Source organism: Pseudomonas sp. ChxA (genome assembly GCF_030263855.1).
GTDB classification, from domain to species: Bacteria; Pseudomonadota; Gammaproteobacteria; order Pseudomonadales; family Pseudomonadaceae; genus Aquipseudomonas; species Aquipseudomonas fluorescens_CB.
Genome location: NZ_JARPMK010000002.1, coordinates 1,625,659 through 1,643,585 on the forward strand (window position 1 = coordinate 1,625,659; position 17,927 = coordinate 1,643,585).

Below are 17,927 nucleotides of genomic sequence, written 5' to 3' on the forward strand. Positions count from 1 at the left end.
CTTGCTTGTGTTCCCAATCATGCCGTGCGGCGCAGTATCAGCAGATGGCGTTGGCCTTGGCAACCGGGTACGGCCAAGGCGTGTTCGCTATCGAGGTGGAAGTCTGTCGGCAATGCTAACAGCTCGTCGCTTGGATGAACGCCCTTCATTGCCAGCCAGCGGGTGTCGCGGTCGCCCAAGTGGCGTGTCCAGTTGCTGAAGTTCTCCATGCTGCTGAAGGCCCGGGAAACAATTCCGTTAAAGGGCCGTTCAGGCGTGAACTCTTCTACCCGACTGTGGATAACTTGCAGGTTATCCAGCTTGAGCTCGAGTTTGACCTGGGTCAGGAAGCGAGTCTTCTTGCCGTTGCTGTCCAGGCACGTCACTTGCGACTCGGGAAACAGGATGGCCAGCGGGATGCCTGGCATGCCACCACCACTGCCTACGTCGAGCCAACGGCCGTTTTCGATAAACGGCATCACGCTCAAACTGTCGAGCAAATGCCGCGAAACCATTTCGTCAGGGTTACGCACCGCAGTCAGGTTGTAAGCCTTGTTCCACTTGATCAACAGGGCCAGGTAGCCCAGCAGCAATTCGTGCTGGGCTGCGGTCAGGTCCACGCCCAACTGGCGTGCACCTGTGGATAACTCTTCGGCGTGTTGCGAGGTGACCAACGAACTCAAGCGCTTTGCTCCAACTGACGGCCCGCGCCGCGTTTTTTCAAATGAATCATCAACAGCGAAATGGCTGCTGGTGTGACGCCGGGAATACGCGAAGCCTGGCCCAGCGTTTCCGGCCGAGTTATCCCCAGCTTGCTTTGGATTTCTTTCGACAACCCGGAAATCCCGGTGTAATCAATATCCACAGGCAGTTTGGTGTTTTCACTGGCGCGCAGTCGAGCGATCTCGTCCTGTTGGCGGTCGATGTAACCGGCGTATTTGGTCTTGATCTCGACCTGCTCGGCAACCTGTGGGTCTTCTGCGCCCTGGCCTGTCACTTCGACCAGACCAGCGTAGTCGATTTCCGGACGGGACAGCAGGTTGAGCAAGTTGTATTCGTGGGTCAGCGGCGTGCCGAATTTTTCCGCAATCGCATCGCCCTGCTCGGTGCCGGGGCGAACCCAGGTACTTTTCAGGCGTTGCTCTTCGAGCGTGATGCTTTCACGTTTTTTGCAGAAGGCTTCCCAACGCGCATCATCGACCAGGCCCAACTCGCGACCTTTTTCGGTCAGGCGCAAGTCGGCGTTGTCTTCGCGCAGGATCAAACGGTATTCCGCCCGGGAAGTGAACATCCGGTACGGTTCCTGGGTGCCCAGGGTAATCAGGTCATCGACCAAAACACCGATGTACGCTTCATCGCGACGCGGGCACCAGCTGTCTCTGCCCTGTGCACGCAATGCTGCGTTGGTCCCGGCGAGCAAACCTTGGGCGCCGGCTTCTTCGTAACCGGTGGTGCCATTGATTTGGCCCGCGAAAAACAGACCGGCGATAACTTTGGTTTCGAGGCTGTACTTCAGGTCACGCGGGTCGAAGTAGTCGTACTCGATGGCGTAGCCCGGACGCACGATGTGGGCGTTTTCCATACCGCGAATCGACTGCACGATCTGAATTTGCACGTCGAACGGCAAGGATGTGGAAATCCCGTTCGGGTACAGCTCATGGGTGGTCAAGCCTTCCGGCTCGATGAAGACCTGGTGGCTTTCCTTGTCGGCAAAGCGATGGATCTTGTCTTCGATCGATGGGCAATAACGCGGGCCAATGCCTTCGATCACCCCGGAATACATCGGCGAACGGTCGAGGTTAGCGGCAATGATTTCGTGGGTGCGGGCGTTGGTGTGGGTAATCCAGCAGCTCACCTGTTTGGGGTGCTGTTCTTTGTTGCCCATGAACGACATGACCGGAATCGGTGTGTCACCGGCTTGTTCGGTCATCACCGAGAAATCCACAGAACGTCCGTCGATACGCGGCGGGGTCCCGGTTTTGAGGCGGCCGACACGTAGCGGCAATTCACGCAGGCGTTTTGCCAGGGCAATCGATGGTGGATCACCGGCGCGACCGCCGGAATAGTTCTGCATACCGATGTGGATAAGTCCGCCCAGGAACGTACCCGTGGTCAACACCACGGATTCTGCGAAGAAACGCAGACCCATCTGGGTGACAACGCCTTTCACCACGTCCTGTTCGACGATCAGGTCATCGGCAGCTTGTTGAAATATCCACAGGTTCGGCTGGTTTTCCAGGGTTTCACGTACCGCAGCCTTGTAGAGGATGCGGTCTGCCTGTGCCCGAGTAGCGCGTACGGCCGGGCCTTTGCGGCTGTTGAGCACGCGAAATTGAATACCACCTTTGTCGGTAGCCATGGCCATAACACCGCCAAGGGCATCAATTTCTTTAACCAGATGGCTTTTACCGATCCCGCCAATGGCAGGGTTGCAACTCATGGCACCGAGGGTTTCCACGTTATGCGTCAGCAACAGGGTTTTAACGCCCATGCGCGCTGACGCCAGTGCTGCCTCGGTACCGGCATGACCGCCGCCGATGACGATCACTTCAAAACGGGAAGGGAAATCCACCACGCACCTCGTGCCTGCTTATGTAGGTAATCAGGAATTGTTTGTTGAAAGAGTTTTAGAGCTTTGGCGGCAAGTATAGGGACTTAGCCCTTCCTAAAGAACCCTTTGCACAAAATTTAACCAGCTGTGGATGAATCACAGACAATAGAAATTAAAAAAAAAGAAATTTATAAGATCTTTGTTTTTATGTTTATTTCTACTGAGCCTACTTTCTGTGGATAGATCTCTACAAGCCTCTATTTACGTAGTGTACAGAGATTCAAAAGTCTGTGGTCATGTGCCAATGAGGCCCTTGGATAAGTGCTTTAAGCCTGTGGATTAAAGCGATGGTTATCCACAGAGGGGTTTTTACTCAGGTTTCAGGCCCTGTTATCAACTGGGCACAGGTGCGGTTATTCACAGGGCTTAATCCACAGAAATCCCTCCTTGAGGGCATGGCAAGGCCACCAAAGCTTTCGATTCGGTGTCTGGATCTAAAAAAAGCAGAGCTATTGTGAGAACTCGGTGGTGCAGTTAATAATAGCGATTATCATTAACCCGTCCTGTCGCGCCCTATGCCCTTTCCTTCACACACGGCTGCCGTCCAGCACATCTATGAGCAGCACCATTCATGGCTGCACGGGTGGCTTAAAGGCAAGTTGCACAACGCTTGCGATGCAGCCGATGTGGCACATGACACCTTCGTGCGTATCCTGGGCGGTCGCCATGCAGGGCAAATCCTCGAACCGCGTGATTACTTGGCCACAATCGCCAGGGGCTTGGTGATCGACCGCTATCGTCGATCCGCCATTGAACAGGCTTATAAACAGTCGTTGGCCGAGCGTCCTGAAGCCACAGCCATCAGTGAAGAAGACAAGGCAATCATCATCGAAACCCTGGTGGCTGTGGATAAAGCCTTGTCGGATTTGGGGCGGCGGACACGCCATATTTTCATGCTGTCGCAGATTGAAGGTCTGACTTATCAACAGATCGCCCAGCAGTTGCAGGTATCGCTGACGACGGTCAAGAAACACATGATCCGTGCGCTCACCGAATGCTCATTGATCATGGCGACCCTGTAATGCCCGCGCCGGATCGCAAGGTTTTCGAGGCGGCTGCCAGCTGGTATGTACAGTTTCAAGCGCAAGTGCCAACTGCCGCCGAACGGCATGCCTGGCAGCAATGGCTCAACAGCGACCCCTCTCACCAAGCGGCATGGAACCAGTTGGAGCAATTACAGCGCAGCCTCGGCACCCTGCCCCAGGATTTAACGCGTCGCGCTTTATCGGCTACGCAACAACGGCGCCAAGTGCTCAAGTGGATGTTGGTATTGGGCGCCACCGGCTATCTTGGCTTCAATGTCCAACAACACACGGCCGTGGGCAATTTCTGGGCGGATTACCGAACACGCGTCGGTGAACGTCGGCGCATCGAGCTGGCCGACGGTACTCAAATTGATCTGAACACCAGCACCGCAATTGATGTGGTGTTTGATCAACGCCAGCGTCTGATCCGCCTGCGCGACGGCGAAATACTTATCCACACTGGCAAACTGGGTGGGCAAACGCCTTTTTACGTCGAAACACACGAAGGCCGGGTCCAGGCACTGGGGACTCGGTTTACCGTGCGTCAACTAACGGGCTCAACTCGTGTGGGTGTGCTGGAAGACCAGGTGAGCCTCTCACCTGCCGACATACCGGATCACAAGCGATTACTCAGTGCCGGCGAAAGTGCTGACTTCGACCGGGAAAATGTGCGGCCCAGTCATTTCTATCGCAGCACGCAAGCGGCGTGGGTCGATGGTCAGGTCATCGTTCTCGACGCTCTCCTTGGGGATCTGCTTGCCGACCTTGCGCGTTACCGCCCCGGCGTTTTGCGCTGCGATTCGGCTTCAGCACGCCTGCGGGTCTCCGGGACGTTCCGCTTGGACTCCACCGACGCGGTACTCGCTAACCTGCAAGCCACGCTGCCAATACAGGTGAAATATTTCAGCCGCTATTGGGTCGCGGTCACGCACCTGGGCTGAAAGCAAAAAAATAATCCACAGGGGGTTATCTTTTTTATACCTGGCCCGGCCCTACAGGTAATCACGACGCTACCTACAGGGCTTCACCACCTATGCGCCTTCCTGCCAAGCTACGCCAACGCCTTTCTTACCATGGCATCACCTACGGTTTATTACTGTGCTCGGCCGCCCCCGCAAGTTTATTGCTGCCAACTGGTGCAATGGCCGCCAGCACAGCGCAGCACTTCACCATCGCTGCTGGGGCGCTGGACGCCGCACTCAGCCAGTTTGCTGCCAGGGCGAACGTGATCCTGTCGTTTTCCCCTGAGCAAACCGCAGGTTTAAACACGCCAGGGCTGCAAGGTGATTACTCGGTTGATCAGGGCTTTGCACTGCTGCTGCAAAACTCGGCCCTGCAGGCTGTGGCGCAAGCGCCCGGTAGCTATGTGTTGCAAGCCGCGCCTGCCGGACAACTGACGTTGGCACCCACAACCGTCAGCACGTATCAACAACCGGGTTTCAACCAGGATAGTGCCGGTGATGTTGGCTACAAGGCACAAAACAGCCGTATCGGCACCAAGACCAGTACGCCGCTGTCGGAAACGCCCCGGTCGGTATCGGTGGTCACCGGCCAGCGCATCAAGGACCAGAAGTCGCAGACGCTGACTGAAGTCTTGGGTTATGTACCGGGAATCTTCGCCCCACCCTTTGCCGCCGGCGATAGCCTGGCCGGTGATCTGTTCTTCATTCGCGGCTTCAACGCCACGGATTATGGCTACGGCCTGTTGCGCGACGGCCTACGGGTGCAAGGTAACCGGTATGACACCACCAGTGAGCCCTATGGCCTGGAGCGCGTGGAAATTTTCCGGGGTCCTTCATCCCTGCTCTATGGCGAAAACGCACCGGGTGGCTTGGTGAACCTGGTCAGCAAACACCCGACTGCCACGCCGCAAGGCGAGGTGCAATTGGGCTATGGCTCCAACAATCGGCGCCAATTAGGTGTTGATATCTCCGGGCCACTCAATGACAACGCCAATGTGCTGGGTCGCGTGGTCATGCTGGGCCGCAAGTCCGACACCCAGACCGACCATGTACCCGATGATCGCCTATATATGGCGCCATCCCTGACCCTGAACTTCGACGACTACAACACCCTGACCCTGCTGGCCAACTACCAGAAGGACCACACCAACCTCGAACTCGGCCTGCCTGCCGCCGGTACTTTGCTCAGTAACCCCAACGGCAAGCTGTCCAAACACACCATGCTTGGCGATCCGGATTGGAACACCTTTGAACGCGAAGCCTGGAGCACCGGTTACGAGTTCAGCCACAGCTTCAATGACGACTGGCAGTTCCGTCAGAACTCGCGCTACATGCAGTCGCGCATCAACCGCCATGAAACCTGGCCAAGTGCCTTGAATAATCGCGGCTTTGGCACCCAACTGAACATGACCGCCTACGACCGTTACAACAAGTCGATGGTGTATTCCCTGGATAACCAGCTCGAAGGTAAATTCCAACTGGGTGACCTGCAAAACACTGTGCTGTTCGGCGCCAGCTATGACCGCACCTCGTTCAATCAGGACTGGGACGCAGGGTTTGCCGGCACTATCAATGTGTATAACCCGGTATATCTGCGCGACCCGCTCACGCCGATCGCGGTACAGAACACCCTGCTTGAGCAGCAGATGAAAGGGGTTTATGCACAGGTGCAGAGCAAGTACGACCATTGGCTGTTCCTGCTGGGCGGCCGTCAGGACTGGGTCAATAGTGATTTTCGTGACAAGGTAAACAAGGCCAGCAACACCGGCTCTGAGGACAAGAAATTCACCTATCAGGGCGGGGTGATGTACCAGTTCGACAACGGGCTGACCCCGTATGTCAGCTACTCCACCGCCTTCGTCCCGGTGCAGCAGATTTCCAACGCAGGTTCGCCGTTAAAGCCGATTACCAGCCGCCAATACGAAGTGGGTGTTAAATACGAGCCGATCGGCTGGGACACCGCGATGACGTTGTCGGTGTATGACCTGCGCAAGCAAGACGACACCTACCTGGACGCCACCACCAACAGCTATCGCCAGGTCGGTGAAAGTCGCGCCAAAGGTGCAGAAGTCGAGATCAACAGCAATCTCACACCGAACCTGAATATCACCGCGGCCTACACCTATACCGACGCAAGGATTACCAAGGATTCTGCGACGTCACTGGTTGAAGGGCATCAGATGACTGGGGTTCCACGCAACCAGGCTTCAGTGTGGAGCAAATACCGCTTCCTCGATGGCCAGCTCAAGGGTTTGTCCCTGGGCGGTGGTGTGCGTTACTTCGACAGTACCTTTTCCTACACCGCCCCTACGCTATACGGCAAGTTGGATGCGGGAAGCGTGACGTTGGTGGATGCGGCCGTGGGTTATCAGATCAACCCACACTGGTCGGTGGATCTGAACGCCAAGAACCTGTTCGACAAGGAATATGTATCCGGTTGCAACGATGCGGGGCGTTGCTATTGGGGTGACAGCCGTACCTTGCTCGGCACGGTGTCCTACAACTGGTAAGCCGCTGTGGATAACTTGGCTACTTACCAATACAGAAGCTGGAAAAGATCCGTCCCAACAAATCATCGGAGCTGAACGCACCGGTGATCTCCCCAAGCAGCTGCTGCGCCTGGCGCAAATCCTCAGCCAGCAGCTCGCCAGCCCCCGCCAAGGTCAGCTGAGCCCGACCGTGCTCCAACGCCGCACTGGCGTGACGCAGTGCCTCCAGGTGCCTGCGGCGTGCGCTGAAGCTGCTTTCGGAGGTCTGCTCATAGCCCATGCAGGCTTTGAGGTGGTCGCGCAGCAATTCCAACCCATCGCCAGCCGACTTTGCGCTCAGGCTGATGGTGACGTGGCCATCGTCACTGGTCTCCATGGCAATGGCTTCGCCGGTTAAATCCGCTTTGTTACGGATCAAGGTGACTTTGGCCGGGTCCGGGCGTTGCTCGAGAAATTCCGGCCACAGGGCAAAAGGATCCATTGCCTCTGGCGCAGTGGCATCCACCACCAGCAATACGCGGTCCGCTTCACTGATCGCCTTGAGCGCCCGCTCCACGCCGATCTTTTCCACCTGGTCTTCGGTATCGCGCAAGCCGGCGGTGTCGACCACGTGCAGCGGCATACCATCGATGTGGATATGTTCGCGCAAAATGTCCCGGGTGGTGCCGGCAATCTCGGTGACGATCGCAGCTTCACGGCCTGCCAACGCATTGAGCAGGCTGGACTTGCCGGCATTCGGCCGTCCGGCGATCACCACCGTCATGCCGTCACGCAGCAAAGCACCCTGCCCGGCTTCGCGCAGGACGGTGGATAACTCATCGCGAACTTTATCCAGCATCGCCAGGACGTGGCCATCAGCGAGGAAGTCGATTTCTTCCTCTGGGAAATCAATCGCAGCCTCAACGTAGATACGCAGACTGATCAACTGCTCGGTCAAGTTATGCACACGCAGGGAAAAAGCCCCCTGCAACGAGCGCAGCGCATTGCGCGCCGCCTGTGCAGAACTGGCCTCGATCAAATCGGCAATGGCCTCGGCCTGGGCCAAGTCGAGTTTGTCATTGAGGAATGCCCGCTCGCTGAATTCGCCTGGGCGCGCCAGGCGGCAGCCCAATTGCAGGCAACGCTGCAGCAACATATCCAGCACCACCGGGCCGCCATGGCCCTGCAGTTCCAGCACGTCTTCGCCGGTGAACGAGTTAGGGCCGGGGAAATACAGCGCCAGCCCCTCATCCAATACCGTTTCGTCAGCATCCAGGAACGGCCCGTAATGGGCATATCGAGGTTTCAACTCACGGCCGCTGATGGCCTGGGCTGCCACGCTGGCCAGCGGCCCGGAAATTCTAACGATACCGACACCGCCGCGACCTTGAGCGGTAGCGACAGCAGCGATGGTTTCACGAGGAGCGCTCATCAGCAGGTTCCAGAACAAAAGTGACAGAAAGCAAAACGCCCCACTAGGGGGCGTCTTGAGTGGTTATCCACAGAGTAAATTACGCCGCAGCTTTTTTGGTAGCCGCTTCGATTTTACGTGTGATGTACCACTGTTGAGAGATCGACAACACGTTGTTGACCACCCAGTACAGCACCAGACCGGCTGGGAACCACAGGAAGAAGAAGGTGAAGATAATTGGCATCATCTTCATGACCTTGGCCTGCATCGGATCCGGCGGAGTCGGGTTCAGACGCTGCTGGATAAACATGGTGGCGCCCATGATGATCGGCAGAATAAAGAACGGGTCTTTAATCGACAGGTCAGTTATCCACAGAATGAACGGAGCCTGGCGCATTTCGACGCTTTCCAGGAGAACCCAGTACAGCGACAGGAATACCGGCATCTGCACCAGAATCGGCAAGCAACCACCCAGCGGGTTGATCTTCTCTTTCTTGTACAGCTCCATCATGGCCTGCGACATTTTCTGCCGATCGTCACCATGTTGCTCTTTCAGAGCGGCCAGTTTTGGCGCAACGGCACGCATACGCGCCATCGACTTGTAACTGGCTGCCGACAAAGGGAAGAAGATCCCTTTGATCAGCATGGTCAGGAAGATGATCGAGAAGCCCCAGTTACCCACAATGCTGTGGATATGTTGCAGCAGCCAGAAAATAGGCTGGGCAATGAACCAGAGAATGCCGTAATCCACAGTCAATTCCAGACCTGGGGACAACTCTTTGAGCACAGCCTGGCTTTTCGGGCCGGCGTACAGGGTAGTGCTGGTTTCAGCCTTGGCACCTGGAGCGACGGTCAACGCCGGGCCAGTAAAACCAATGATGTAGTTGCCTTGGCTGTCTTTGCGGGTTTGAACCAGGTTGGCGTCACCCTTGTTCGGGATCCATGCGGTCACGAAGTAGTGTTGCAACCAGGCAACCCAACCGCCTTGGACGGTTTCTTTCAGCGGGCCCTTGTCGATATCTTTCATCGACACTTTTTTGTACGGCTCGCTACTTGTCCACAGGGCGGCGCCCAGGTAAGTCGCGGTGCCGGTGGCGGTGCTGGAAGAAGGGTCGGCGCTGTTGTCACGCTTGAGCTGGGCAAACAGGTTGCCGGTCCATGGTTTGGCGCTTTCGTTGTCGATCAGGTAAGTGACCTTCAAGTCGTACAAACCACGGGTGAAGCTGAAACGCTTGATGTAGTTGACGCCGTCGAGGCTGAATTTCAGGTCGACATTCAACTGGTTCTGGCCATCGGCCAGTTGATAAGTCTTCTGTTCGGTCGAATAAACCGGACGACCGGTAGCACGAGCATCCGGACCGTCAGTGCCGGTCAGGCCGCTTTGCGCCAGATAAGTACGTTCACCACCGTTATCGAACAGTTGGAACGGAACATCCGGATGGTCTTGGCGACGTGGATACAGCGGCAGTTTCAACTGCGCGATATCACCACCTTGTGGGTCGATAGCCAGGTCGAGCACATCCGTTTTCACATGGATGAGGTCTTTATTGGTGACCACTGGCGTTTCTAGAGGGGCGCTTGTCTCGCCATTCGCGCTGGGAACATCGGCACTCGCGGACGCATTGTTACCCAGCGGGGTGTCCGGAATAGCCGGCGCAGCCTGATTGGTAGCAACATTCTGAGTCGGCAGGGCAGCCTGGCCGTAGTCCTGGTTCCACTTAAGAACCATGACGTAGGACACGATTGCCAGGGCGACGATCAGGATCGTGCGTTTAATATCCATGATTACTCGGCCATCGAAGAAGAACGGGAGGTAGGGATAGGTGGAACCGGGTCGAAACCACCGGGATTCCACGGATGACAGCGGCCTAAACGACGAAAGGCCAGCCAGCCACCGCGCAGAAGACCATGATTTTCTATGGCCTCTAACGCGTAGCAGGAACAGCTGGGGTAGAAACGACAGTGGTCGGCCATCAGAGGACTAATGGCATAACGGTAAAACTGGATCGGAACGAGGGCCAGTTTACGCATTGGTGCTGTCTACCCCTACAGTTTCGGTGCTGACTGCTGGTGCTGGCTTGTTGGTACGCGCCAAACGTTTCCAGAGCTTGCCGAAATGCTGAATCAATTCGGGGTTTTCTACGTCCCCCAAGCCTTTGCGCGCGACGATAACAATATCCCAACCAACCAGAGAGTCCTGGTGGAGGCGAAACGATTCGCGCATCAGACGCTTGAGGCGATTGCGCTCAACGGAGAGCTTTACGCTCTTCTTGCCGATCACCAACCCGAGACGGGGGTGATCCAGATCGTTGTTACGCGCAAGGAGCAGGAGATTTTTCCCCGGAACCTTGCCGGTGGGGGAGTCAAAGACTGCCTTGAAATGTCGGGGGGTTAGCAGACGCTTTTCCCGACTGAAGTCCTGACTCACCACCAGTACCGGATTATCAAACTGCCAGACGCGCACGACCTTTGGCGCGGCGACGCGACAGGACAGCACGGCCGTTCTTGGTAGCCATGCGAGCACGGAAGCCGTGAGTACGGGCGCGTTTGATGGTGCTTGGTTGGAAAGTACGTTTCATGGCGTTGTTACCTGGTTCGTCCACAACGGGCCGGAATGGCCCCCGTTTTAAGAGACCGGCGATTCTAGAGAAAGCAAGCCTCTAGGTCAATTTCCAACCAGCTTTTCCTTCAATTAGATCTTCTACAGGTATTCGCTCCTTTTCTGTACGCCAGGCTTTCACGAGCAATGCCATAGATATAAAAATAAAGAAGGAAGTTATTTAAAGCTTTTCTTTAAAGCTTATAAAAGCTAGGTAGGCGATCATCTGTGGATAACTGCCTTGAGGCCATATTCCACCTGCTGTACAGAGAATGACAAGTACGGGGGAAAACGGTGCTCTGCCTGTGCTGCGCTGTCGGATAAGCTGTGGGTGGAATGGGTTGTTATCCACAGGCCAGTTACCCACAGAGTTTCGACCCCACTTGTACAACGGGCTTAGGTGCGCTTATCCACAGAGCTTATGCACAGACCATTGGTCGGCTTTTTTGCACTTAACACATTGATTTTGGCTGCCCTGTGAGCAACCTACATGTGGATAAGTGGGCGGCTGGCCGCTACAATGGCGGCTGTTTTTGCCTCACCGGCTTTCAACTTAGGGGATATCCGTGTCAGTGGAACTTTGGCAGCAGTGCGTGGAGCTTTTGCGCGAAGAGCTGCCTGCCCAGCAATTCAACACCTGGATCCGTCCGCTACAGGTCGAAGCCGAAGGCGACGAGTTGCGTGTCTACGCGCCAAATCGTTTTGTTCTCGACTGGGTCAACGAAAAATACCTGAGCCGCGTTCTCGAATTGCTCGATGAACACGGCAACGGCATTGCGCCCGTGCTTTCCTTATTAATAGGCAGCAAACGCAGTTCTGCACCTCGCGCTGCGCCGAATGCGCCGCTGGCTGCTGCTGCGTCGCAAGCCCAAGCGGCACCGGCACCTGTTAATAACTCGCCGGCGCCTGTGGCCCAGGCGTCGACGAAATCCTCGTCGCAGAAAAACGCGCCTATAAATGAAGAACCGTCGCGTGACAGCTTCGATCCGATGGCCGGCGCCAGTTCCCAGCAAGCTCCGGTTCGCGCTGAGCAGCGCACCGTGCAAGTGGAAGGTGCGCTCAAGCACACCAGTTACCTGAACCGTACGTTTACCTTTGAGAACTTCGTCGAAGGTAAATCCAACCAGTTGGCCCGCGCGGCCGCCTGGCAGGTAGCCGATAACCCCAAGCATGGTTACAACCCACTCTTCCTTTATGGTGGCGTTGGCTTGGGTAAAACTCACTTGATGCACGCTGTGGGTAACCATCTATTAAAGAAGAACCCGAATGCCAAGGTTGTGTACCTGCACTCGGAGCGCTTCGTGGCTGACATGGTCAAGGCCTTGCAGCTCAACGCAATCAACGAATTCAAGCGCTTCTACCGTTCGGTGGACGCTTTGCTGATCGATGACATTCAATTCTTCGCTCGCAAGGAACGCTCCCAGGAGGAGTTTTTCCACACCTTCAACGCGCTGCTTGAAGGTGGCCAACAGGTCATCTTGACCAGTGACCGTTACCCGAAGGAAATCGAAGGTCTGGAAGAACGCTTGAAGTCACGCTTTGGCTGGGGCCTGACCGTTGCGGTAGAACCGCCGGAGCTGGAAACCCGCGTGGCTATCCTGATGAAAAAGGCCGACCAGGCGAAAGTCGACCTGCCCCACGATGCGGCCTTCTTTATCGCCCAACGCATTCGTTCCAACGTGCGTGAGCTGGAAGGCGCGCTCAAGCGGGTCATCGCGCACTCGCACTTCATGGGCCGCGACATCACCATCGAGCTGATCCGCGAATCCCTGAAAGATTTGTTGGCCCTGCAAGACAAGCTGGTGAGTGTGGATAACATCCAGCGCACCGTGGCTGAGTACTACAAAATCAAGATTTCCGACCTGCTGTCCAAGCGCCGTTCGCGCTCGGTGGCACGTCCACGTCAGGTGGCGATGGCGCTCTCCAAAGAGCTGACCAACCACAGCCTGCCGGAAATCGGTGATGTGTTTGGCGGTCGCGACCACACCACGGTCTTGCACGCGTGCCGCAAGATCAATGAACTTAAGGAATCCGACGCGGATATTCGCGAGGACTACAAGAACCTGCTGCGTACACTGACTACTTGATGACACCAGCGCAGCTTATTAAGGCAAGGGACTAGACCATGCATTTCACCATTCAACGCGAAGCCCTGTTGAAACCCCTGCAACTGGTCGCAGGCGTCGTCGAGCGCCGACAGACCTTGCCGGTGCTTTCCAACGTATTGCTGGTGGTCGAAGGCCAGCAATTGTCCTTGACCGGTACCGACCTGGAAGTCGAACTGGTGGGTCGTGTGCAGCTGGAAGAACCGGCTGAGCCCGGCGAAATCACTGTGCCGGCACGTAAGCTGATGGACATCTGCAAGAGCCTGCCCAACGACGCGCTGATCGACATCAAGGTTGATGAGCAGAAGTTAGTGGTCAAGGCCGGTCGCAGCCGTTTCACGCTATCGACCTTGCCGGCCAATGACTTCCCTACCGTCGAAGAAGGCCCGGGTTCGCTGACCTGCAGCCTGGACCAGAGCAAGCTGCGCCGTTTGATCGAGCGCACCAGCTTCGCGATGGCCCAGCAGGATGTGCGTTACTACCTCAACGGTATGTTGCTGGAGGTCGCTGAAGGCGTTATCCGTGCAGTGGCCACCGACGGTCATCGCCTGGCCATGTGCTCGATGCGTGCCGATATCGGCCAGCCGGACCGTCACCAGGTCATCGTGCCACGTAAAGGTATCCTCGAGCTGGCGCGTCTGCTCACCGAGCCGGATGGCAATGTCAGCATCGTCTTGGGTCAGCACCACATTCGCGCCACCACCGGCGAATTCACCTTCACGTCCAAGCTGGTCGATGGCAAGTTCCCGGATTACGAGCGTGTGCTGCCAAAAGGTGGCGACAAGCTGGTGATCGGCGATCGTCAGGCGCTGCGTGAAGCGTTCAGCCGTACTGCGATTCTGTCTAACGAAAAGTACCGTGGTATTCGTCTGCAACTGGCCAACGGTCAGCTGAAAATCCAGGCCAACAACCCGGAGCAGGAAGAAGCGGAAGAAGAAGTTGGCGTTGACTACAACGGCGGCTCGCTGGAAATCGGCTTTAACGTGAGCTACCTGCTGGACGTACTGGGCGTTATGACCACCGAACAGGTTCGCCTGATTCTGTCGGACTCCAACAGCAGTGCCCTGGTGCAAGAATCCGACAACGACGCATCGGCTTACGTTGTTATGCCGATGCGTCTGTAATCATGCTCAGCAGAAGCTAGATGTCCCTCAGTCGCGTCTCGGTCACCGCGGTGCGCAATCTGCACCCGGTGACCTTCTCCCCCTCCCCCCGCATCAATATCCTTTACGGCGCCAACGGCAGCGGAAAAACCAGCGTGCTGGAAGCCGTCCATTTGCTTGGGCTCGCCCGTTCCTTTCGTAGTGCCCGCTTGTTGCCGGTGATTCAATATGAACAGCTGGCTTGCACAGTGTTTGGCCAGGTTGAACTGGCAGAAGGTGGGCATAGCGCCCTGGGGATATCCCGTGATCGCGGCGGGGAGTTCCAGATTCGCATTGACGGGCAAAATGCTCGGAGTGCCGCGCAATTGGCAGAAATCCTGCCATTGCAGCTGATCAACCCAGACAGCTTTCGTCTTTTGGAAGGTGCGCCAAAAATCCGCAGGCAGTTCCTCGATTGGGGAGTGTTCCACGTGGAACCGCGCTTCATGGCCACTTGGCAGCGCCTGCAGAAGGCCCTGCGGCAGCGGAACTCATGGCTGCGGCATGGTACACTTGACGCCGCTTCACAAGCGGCGTGGGACCGGGAACTGTGCCTGGCCAGCGACGAAATAGATGAATACCGCCGTACCTATATCAAAGCCTTGAAACCAGTCTTTGAGCAGACCTTGAGTGAGTTGTTGGAACTCGAGGGTCTGACGCTGAGCTACTACCGTGGTTGGGATAAAGAACGTGAGCTGAGCGCAGTGCTCGCCACGTCCTTGCAGCGGGATCAGCAAATTGGCCATACCCAGGCAGGCCCACAACGTGCAGACCTGCGTCTTAGATTAGGCGCACACAATGCCGCGGATATCTTGTCCCGCGGTCAGCAAAAGTTGGTGGTGTGTGCACTGCGTATTGCCCAGGGGCATTTGGTTAGCCAAGCCCGGCGCGGTCAGTGTATTTATCTGGTGGATGACTTGCCGTCCGAACTCGACGAGCAGCACCGCCGCGCGTTATGCCGCTTGTTGGAAGACTTACGCTGCCAGGTGTTTATCACCTGTGTAGACCACGAATTATTGAGGGAAGGCTGGCAGACGGAAACGCCAGTCGCTTTGTTCCACGTGGAACAGGGCCGTATCACCCAGACCCACGACCATCGGGAGTGAAGGCATGAGCGAAGAAAACACGTACGACTCGACCAGCATTAAAGTGCTGAAAGGTTTGGATGCCGTACGCAAACGTCCTGGTATGTACATCGGCGACACCGATGATGGTAGCGGTCTGCACCACATGGTGTTCGAGGTGGTCGACAACTCCATCGACGAAGCTTTGGCCGGTCACTGCGACGACATCAGCATTATCATCCACCCGGATGAATCCATCACCGTGCGCGACAACGGTCGCGGCATTCCGGTTGATGTGCACAAAGAAGAAGGCGTATCGGCGGCAGAGGTCATCATGACCGTGCTTCACGCCGGCGGTAAGTTCGACGACAACTCCTATAAAGTCTCCGGCGGTTTGCACGGTGTAGGTGTGTCGGTGGTGAACGCTCTGTCCGAAGAGCTGATCCTGACTGTTCGCCGTAGCGGCAAGATCTGGGAACAGACCTACGTCCACGGTGTGCCACAAGAACCGATGAAAATCGTTGGTGACAGTGAATCCACCGGTACGCAGATCCACTTCAAGCCTTCGGCTGAAACCTTCAAGAATATTCACTTCAGCTGGGACATCCTGGCCAAGCGTATTCGTGAACTGTCGTTCCTTAACTCCGGTGTGGGTATCGTCCTCAAGGACGAGCGCAGCGGCAAGGAAGAACTGTTCAAGTACGAAGGCGGCCTGCGTGCGTTCGTTGAATACCTGAACACCAACAAGACTGCGGTCAACCAGGTGTTCCACTTCAACATCCAGCGTGAAGACGGCATCGGCGTTGAAATCGCCCTGCAGTGGAACGACAGCTTCAACGAGAACCTGTTGTGCTTCACCAACAACATTCCACAGCGCGACGGCGGTACTCACCTGGTGGGTTTCCGTTCCGCACTGACGCGTAACCTGAACACCTACATCGAAGCGGAAGGCTTGGCCAAGAAGCACAAAGTGGCCACTACCGGTGACGATGCGCGTGAAGGCCTTACCGCGATTATCTCGGTGAAAGTGCCGGATCCAAAGTTCAGCTCCCAGACCAAAGACAAGCTGGTGTCTTCCGAAGTGAAGACCGCAGTGGAACAGGAGATGGGCAAATACTTCTCCGACTTCTTGCTGGAAAACCCGAACGAAGCCAAGCTGGTCGTCGGCAAGATGATCGACGCTGCGCGTGCCCGTGAAGCGGCGCGTAAAGCCCGTGAGATGACCCGCCGTAAAGGCGCGTTGGATATCGCTGGCCTGCCGGGCAAACTGGCTGACTGCCAGGAGAAGGACCCTGCCCTCTCCGAACTGTACCTGGTGGAAGGTGACTCTGCTGGCGGTTCCGCCAAGCAGGGTCGTAACCGTCGCACCCAGGCCATCCTGCCATTGAAGGGTAAGATCCTCAACGTCGAGAAGGCTCGCTTCGACAAGATGATTTCCTCTCAGGAAGTCGGCACCTTGATCACGGCGTTGGGCTGCGGTATTGGCCGCGACGAATACAACATCGACAAGCTGCGTTACCACAACATCATCATCATGACCGATGCTGACGTCGACGGTTCGCACATCCGTACCTTGCTGCTGACGTTCTTCTTCCGTCAGTTGCCGGAGCTGATCGAGCGTGGCTACATCTACATCGCTCAGCCGCCGTTGTACAAAGTCAAAAAGGGCAAGCAAGAGCAATACATCAAAGACGACGACGCCATGGAAGAGTACATGACGCAGTCGGCCCTGGAAGATGCCAGCCTGCACTTGAACGACGAAGCCCCGGGCATTTCCGGTGAGGCGCTGGAGCGCCTGGTTAACGACTTCCGCATGGTAATGAAGACTCTCAAGCGTCTGTCGCGCCTGTACCCTCAGGAGTTGACCGAGCACTTCATCTACCTGCCGGCCGTGAGCCTGGAACAGTTGGGCGATCATGCACATATGCAGGATTGGCTGGCTCAGTACGAAGTGCGCCTGCGCACCGTGGAGAAGTCTGGCCTGGTATACAAAGCCAGCCTGCGTGAAGACCGTGAACGTAACGTGTGGCTGCCAGAGGTCGAACTGATCTCCCACGGCCTGTCGAACTACGTCACCTTCAACCGCGACTTCTTCGGCAGCAACGACTACAAAACCGTGGTCACCCTCGGCGCGCAATTGAGCACCCTGTTGGACGACGGTGCTTACATCCAGCGTGGCGAGCGTAAGAAAGCGGTCAAGGAGTTCAAGGAAGCCTTGGACTGGTTGATGGCCGAAAGCACCAAGCGCCACACCATCCAGCGATACAAAGGTCTGGGCGAGATGAACCCGGATCAACTGTGGGAAACCACCATGGATCCCGCTCAGCGTCGCATGCTGCGCGTGACCATCGAAGACGCCATTGGCGCAGACCAGATCTTCAACACCCTGATGGGTGATGCAGTCGAGCCTCGCCGTGACTTCATCGAGAGCAACGCCTTGGCGGTGTCTAACCTGGACTTCTGATCAGGCTACCCGCTAAAACAAAAAGGCCAACGCTAAGCGTTGGCCTTTTTTATTGGGTGAAACTTAAGCGTTTTACAATTGCTCCACGTGGAACATC

The 17,927-nt window shown here is 56.4% G+C and carries 14 protein-coding genes; 7 read left to right on the top strand and 7 right to left on the bottom strand.

The annotated features are described in order from the left end of the window. Nucleotides 1-17 precede the first annotated feature (17 nt). Together rsmG and mnmG are read right to left on the bottom strand one after the other, a co-directional pair. Complete coding sequence (gene rsmG, locus P5706_RS33255; RefSeq protein WP_200431018.1) at nt 18-662, bottom strand: 16S rRNA (guanine(527)-N(7))-methyltransferase RsmG; 645 nt, start codon at nt 660-662, stop codon at nt 18-20. Next, nucleotides 659-2,551 carry a tRNA uridine-5-carboxymethylaminomethyl(34) synthesis enzyme MnmG gene (gene mnmG, locus P5706_RS33260; protein ID WP_285684749.1) on the bottom strand — a complete coding sequence of 631 codons (1,893 nt, stop codon included), beginning with the start codon at nt 2,549-2,551 and terminating at the stop codon, nt 659-661. The genes rsmG and mnmG overlap by 4 nt, the downstream gene beginning before the upstream one ends. A gap of 554 nt (nt 2,552-3,105) precedes the next feature. On the opposite strand from mnmG, the gene P5706_RS33265 reads away from it, so the two are divergent. The 3 genes from P5706_RS33265 to P5706_RS33275 all read left to right on the top strand — a co-directional run bounded on the left by P5706_RS33265 (nt 3,106) and on the right by P5706_RS33275 (nt 7,087). Continuing rightward, nucleotides 3,106-3,612 carry a sigma-70 family RNA polymerase sigma factor gene (locus P5706_RS33265; protein ID WP_285684751.1) on the top strand — a complete coding sequence of 169 codons (507 nt, stop codon included), beginning with the start codon at nt 3,106-3,108 and terminating at the stop codon, nt 3,610-3,612. Next, nucleotides 3,612-4,556, top strand: a complete 945-nt coding sequence (locus P5706_RS33270) for a FecR domain-containing protein (RefSeq protein ID WP_285684753.1) — start codon at nt 3,612-3,614, stop codon at nt 4,554-4,556. Before P5706_RS33265 ends, P5706_RS33270 begins: the two co-directional genes overlap by 1 nt. Nucleotides 4,557-4,648: 92 nt before the next feature. Further along, complete coding sequence (locus P5706_RS33275; RefSeq protein ID WP_285684755.1) at nt 4,649-7,087, top strand: TonB-dependent siderophore receptor; 2,439 nt, start codon at nt 4,649-4,651, stop codon at nt 7,085-7,087. Nucleotides 7,088-7,106: 19 nt separating this feature from the next. Here the strand turns inward: P5706_RS33275 and mnmE are convergent, their stop codons facing one another. The 5 genes from mnmE to rpmH all read right to left on the bottom strand — a co-directional run bounded on the left by mnmE (nt 7,107) and on the right by rpmH (nt 11,035). Next, the gene (gene mnmE, locus P5706_RS33280; protein ID WP_285684757.1) at nt 7,107-8,477 is read right to left on the bottom strand and encodes a tRNA uridine-5-carboxymethylaminomethyl(34) synthesis GTPase MnmE; all 1,371 of its coding nucleotides are present in this window, start codon (nt 8,475-8,477) and stop codon (nt 7,107-7,109) included. A gap of 79 nt (nt 8,478-8,556) precedes the next feature. Then, nucleotides 8,557-10,239, bottom strand: coding sequence for a membrane protein insertase YidC (yidC, locus tag P5706_RS33285; RefSeq protein ID WP_200431012.1), 1,683 nt, complete (start codon nt 10,237-10,239; stop codon nt 8,557-8,559). 2 nt (nt 10,240-10,241) lie between these two features. Continuing rightward, nucleotides 10,242-10,487: a membrane protein insertion efficiency factor YidD gene (yidD, locus tag P5706_RS33290; protein WP_073636650.1), complete on the bottom strand. Its 246-nt coding sequence runs from the start codon at nt 10,485-10,487 to the stop codon at nt 10,242-10,244. Next, on the bottom strand, nt 10,480-10,884 hold the full coding sequence (gene rnpA, locus P5706_RS33295; protein ID WP_200431094.1) for a ribonuclease P protein component: 405 nt from the start codon (nt 10,882-10,884) through the stop codon (nt 10,480-10,482). Before rnpA ends, yidD begins: the two co-directional genes overlap by 8 nt. 16 nt (nt 10,885-10,900) lie before the next feature. Further along, complete coding sequence (gene rpmH / locus P5706_RS33300) at nt 10,901-11,035, bottom strand: 50S ribosomal protein L34 (RefSeq protein ID WP_003213577.1); 135 nt, start codon at nt 11,033-11,035, stop codon at nt 10,901-10,903. Nucleotides 11,036-11,621: 586 nt separating this feature from the next. Between rpmH and dnaA the strand changes: the two genes are divergently transcribed. Genes dnaA through gyrB form a run of 4 tightly spaced genes read left to right on the top strand, consistent with a single transcriptional unit; the run spans nt 11,622 to nt 17,830 of the window. Continuing rightward, nucleotides 11,622-13,142 (top strand): chromosomal replication initiator protein DnaA, encoded by a 1,521-nt coding sequence (gene dnaA, locus P5706_RS33305; protein ID WP_285684764.1) that lies wholly within the window; start codon nt 11,622-11,624, stop codon nt 13,140-13,142. Nucleotides 13,143-13,180: 38 nt separating this feature from the next. Beyond that, nucleotides 13,181-14,284, top strand: a complete 1,104-nt coding sequence (gene dnaN, locus P5706_RS33310) for a DNA polymerase III subunit beta (protein WP_285684766.1) — start codon at nt 13,181-13,183, stop codon at nt 14,282-14,284. A gap of 20 nt (nt 14,285-14,304) precedes the next feature. Beyond that, a complete protein-coding gene (recF, locus tag P5706_RS33315; protein ID WP_285684769.1) occupies nt 14,305-15,408 on the top strand; it encodes a DNA replication/repair protein RecF in 1,104 nt (367 codons plus the stop codon). A gap of 4 nt (nt 15,409-15,412) precedes the next feature. Beyond that, nucleotides 15,413-17,830, top strand: a complete 2,418-nt coding sequence (gyrB, locus tag P5706_RS33320; RefSeq protein WP_285684771.1) for a DNA topoisomerase (ATP-hydrolyzing) subunit B — start codon at nt 15,413-15,415, stop codon at nt 17,828-17,830. Nucleotides 17,831-17,927: the final 97 nt, after the last annotated feature.

Coding starts and splice junctions, on each gene's coding strand:
- recF (WP_285684769.1), top strand. CDS start 14,305: ATGTCCCTCAGTCGCGTCTCGGTCACCGCGGTGCGCAATCTGCACCCG.
- yidC (WP_200431012.1), bottom strand. CDS start 10,239: ATGGATATTAAACGCACGATCCTGATCGTCGCCCTGGCAATCGTGTCC.
- P5706_RS33270 (WP_285684753.1), top strand. CDS start 3,612: ATGCCCGCGCCGGATCGCAAGGTTTTCGAGGCGGCTGCCAGCTGGTAT.
- P5706_RS33265 (WP_285684751.1), top strand. CDS start 3,106: ATGCCCTTTCCTTCACACACGGCTGCCGTCCAGCACATCTATGAGCAG.
- rpmH (WP_003213577.1), bottom strand. CDS start 11,035: ATGAAACGTACTTTCCAACCAAGCACCATCAAACGCGCCCGTACTCAC.
- dnaN (WP_285684766.1), top strand. CDS start 13,181: ATGCATTTCACCATTCAACGCGAAGCCCTGTTGAAACCCCTGCAACTG.
- P5706_RS33275 (WP_285684755.1), top strand. CDS start 4,649: ATGCGCCTTCCTGCCAAGCTACGCCAACGCCTTTCTTACCATGGCATC.
- gyrB (WP_285684771.1), top strand. CDS start 15,413: ATGAGCGAAGAAAACACGTACGACTCGACCAGCATTAAAGTGCTGAAA.
- yidD (WP_073636650.1), bottom strand. CDS start 10,487: ATGCGTAAACTGGCCCTCGTTCCGATCCAGTTTTACCGTTATGCCATT.
- mnmE (WP_285684757.1), bottom strand. CDS start 8,477: ATGAGCGCTCCTCGTGAAACCATCGCTGCTGTCGCTACCGCTCAAGGT.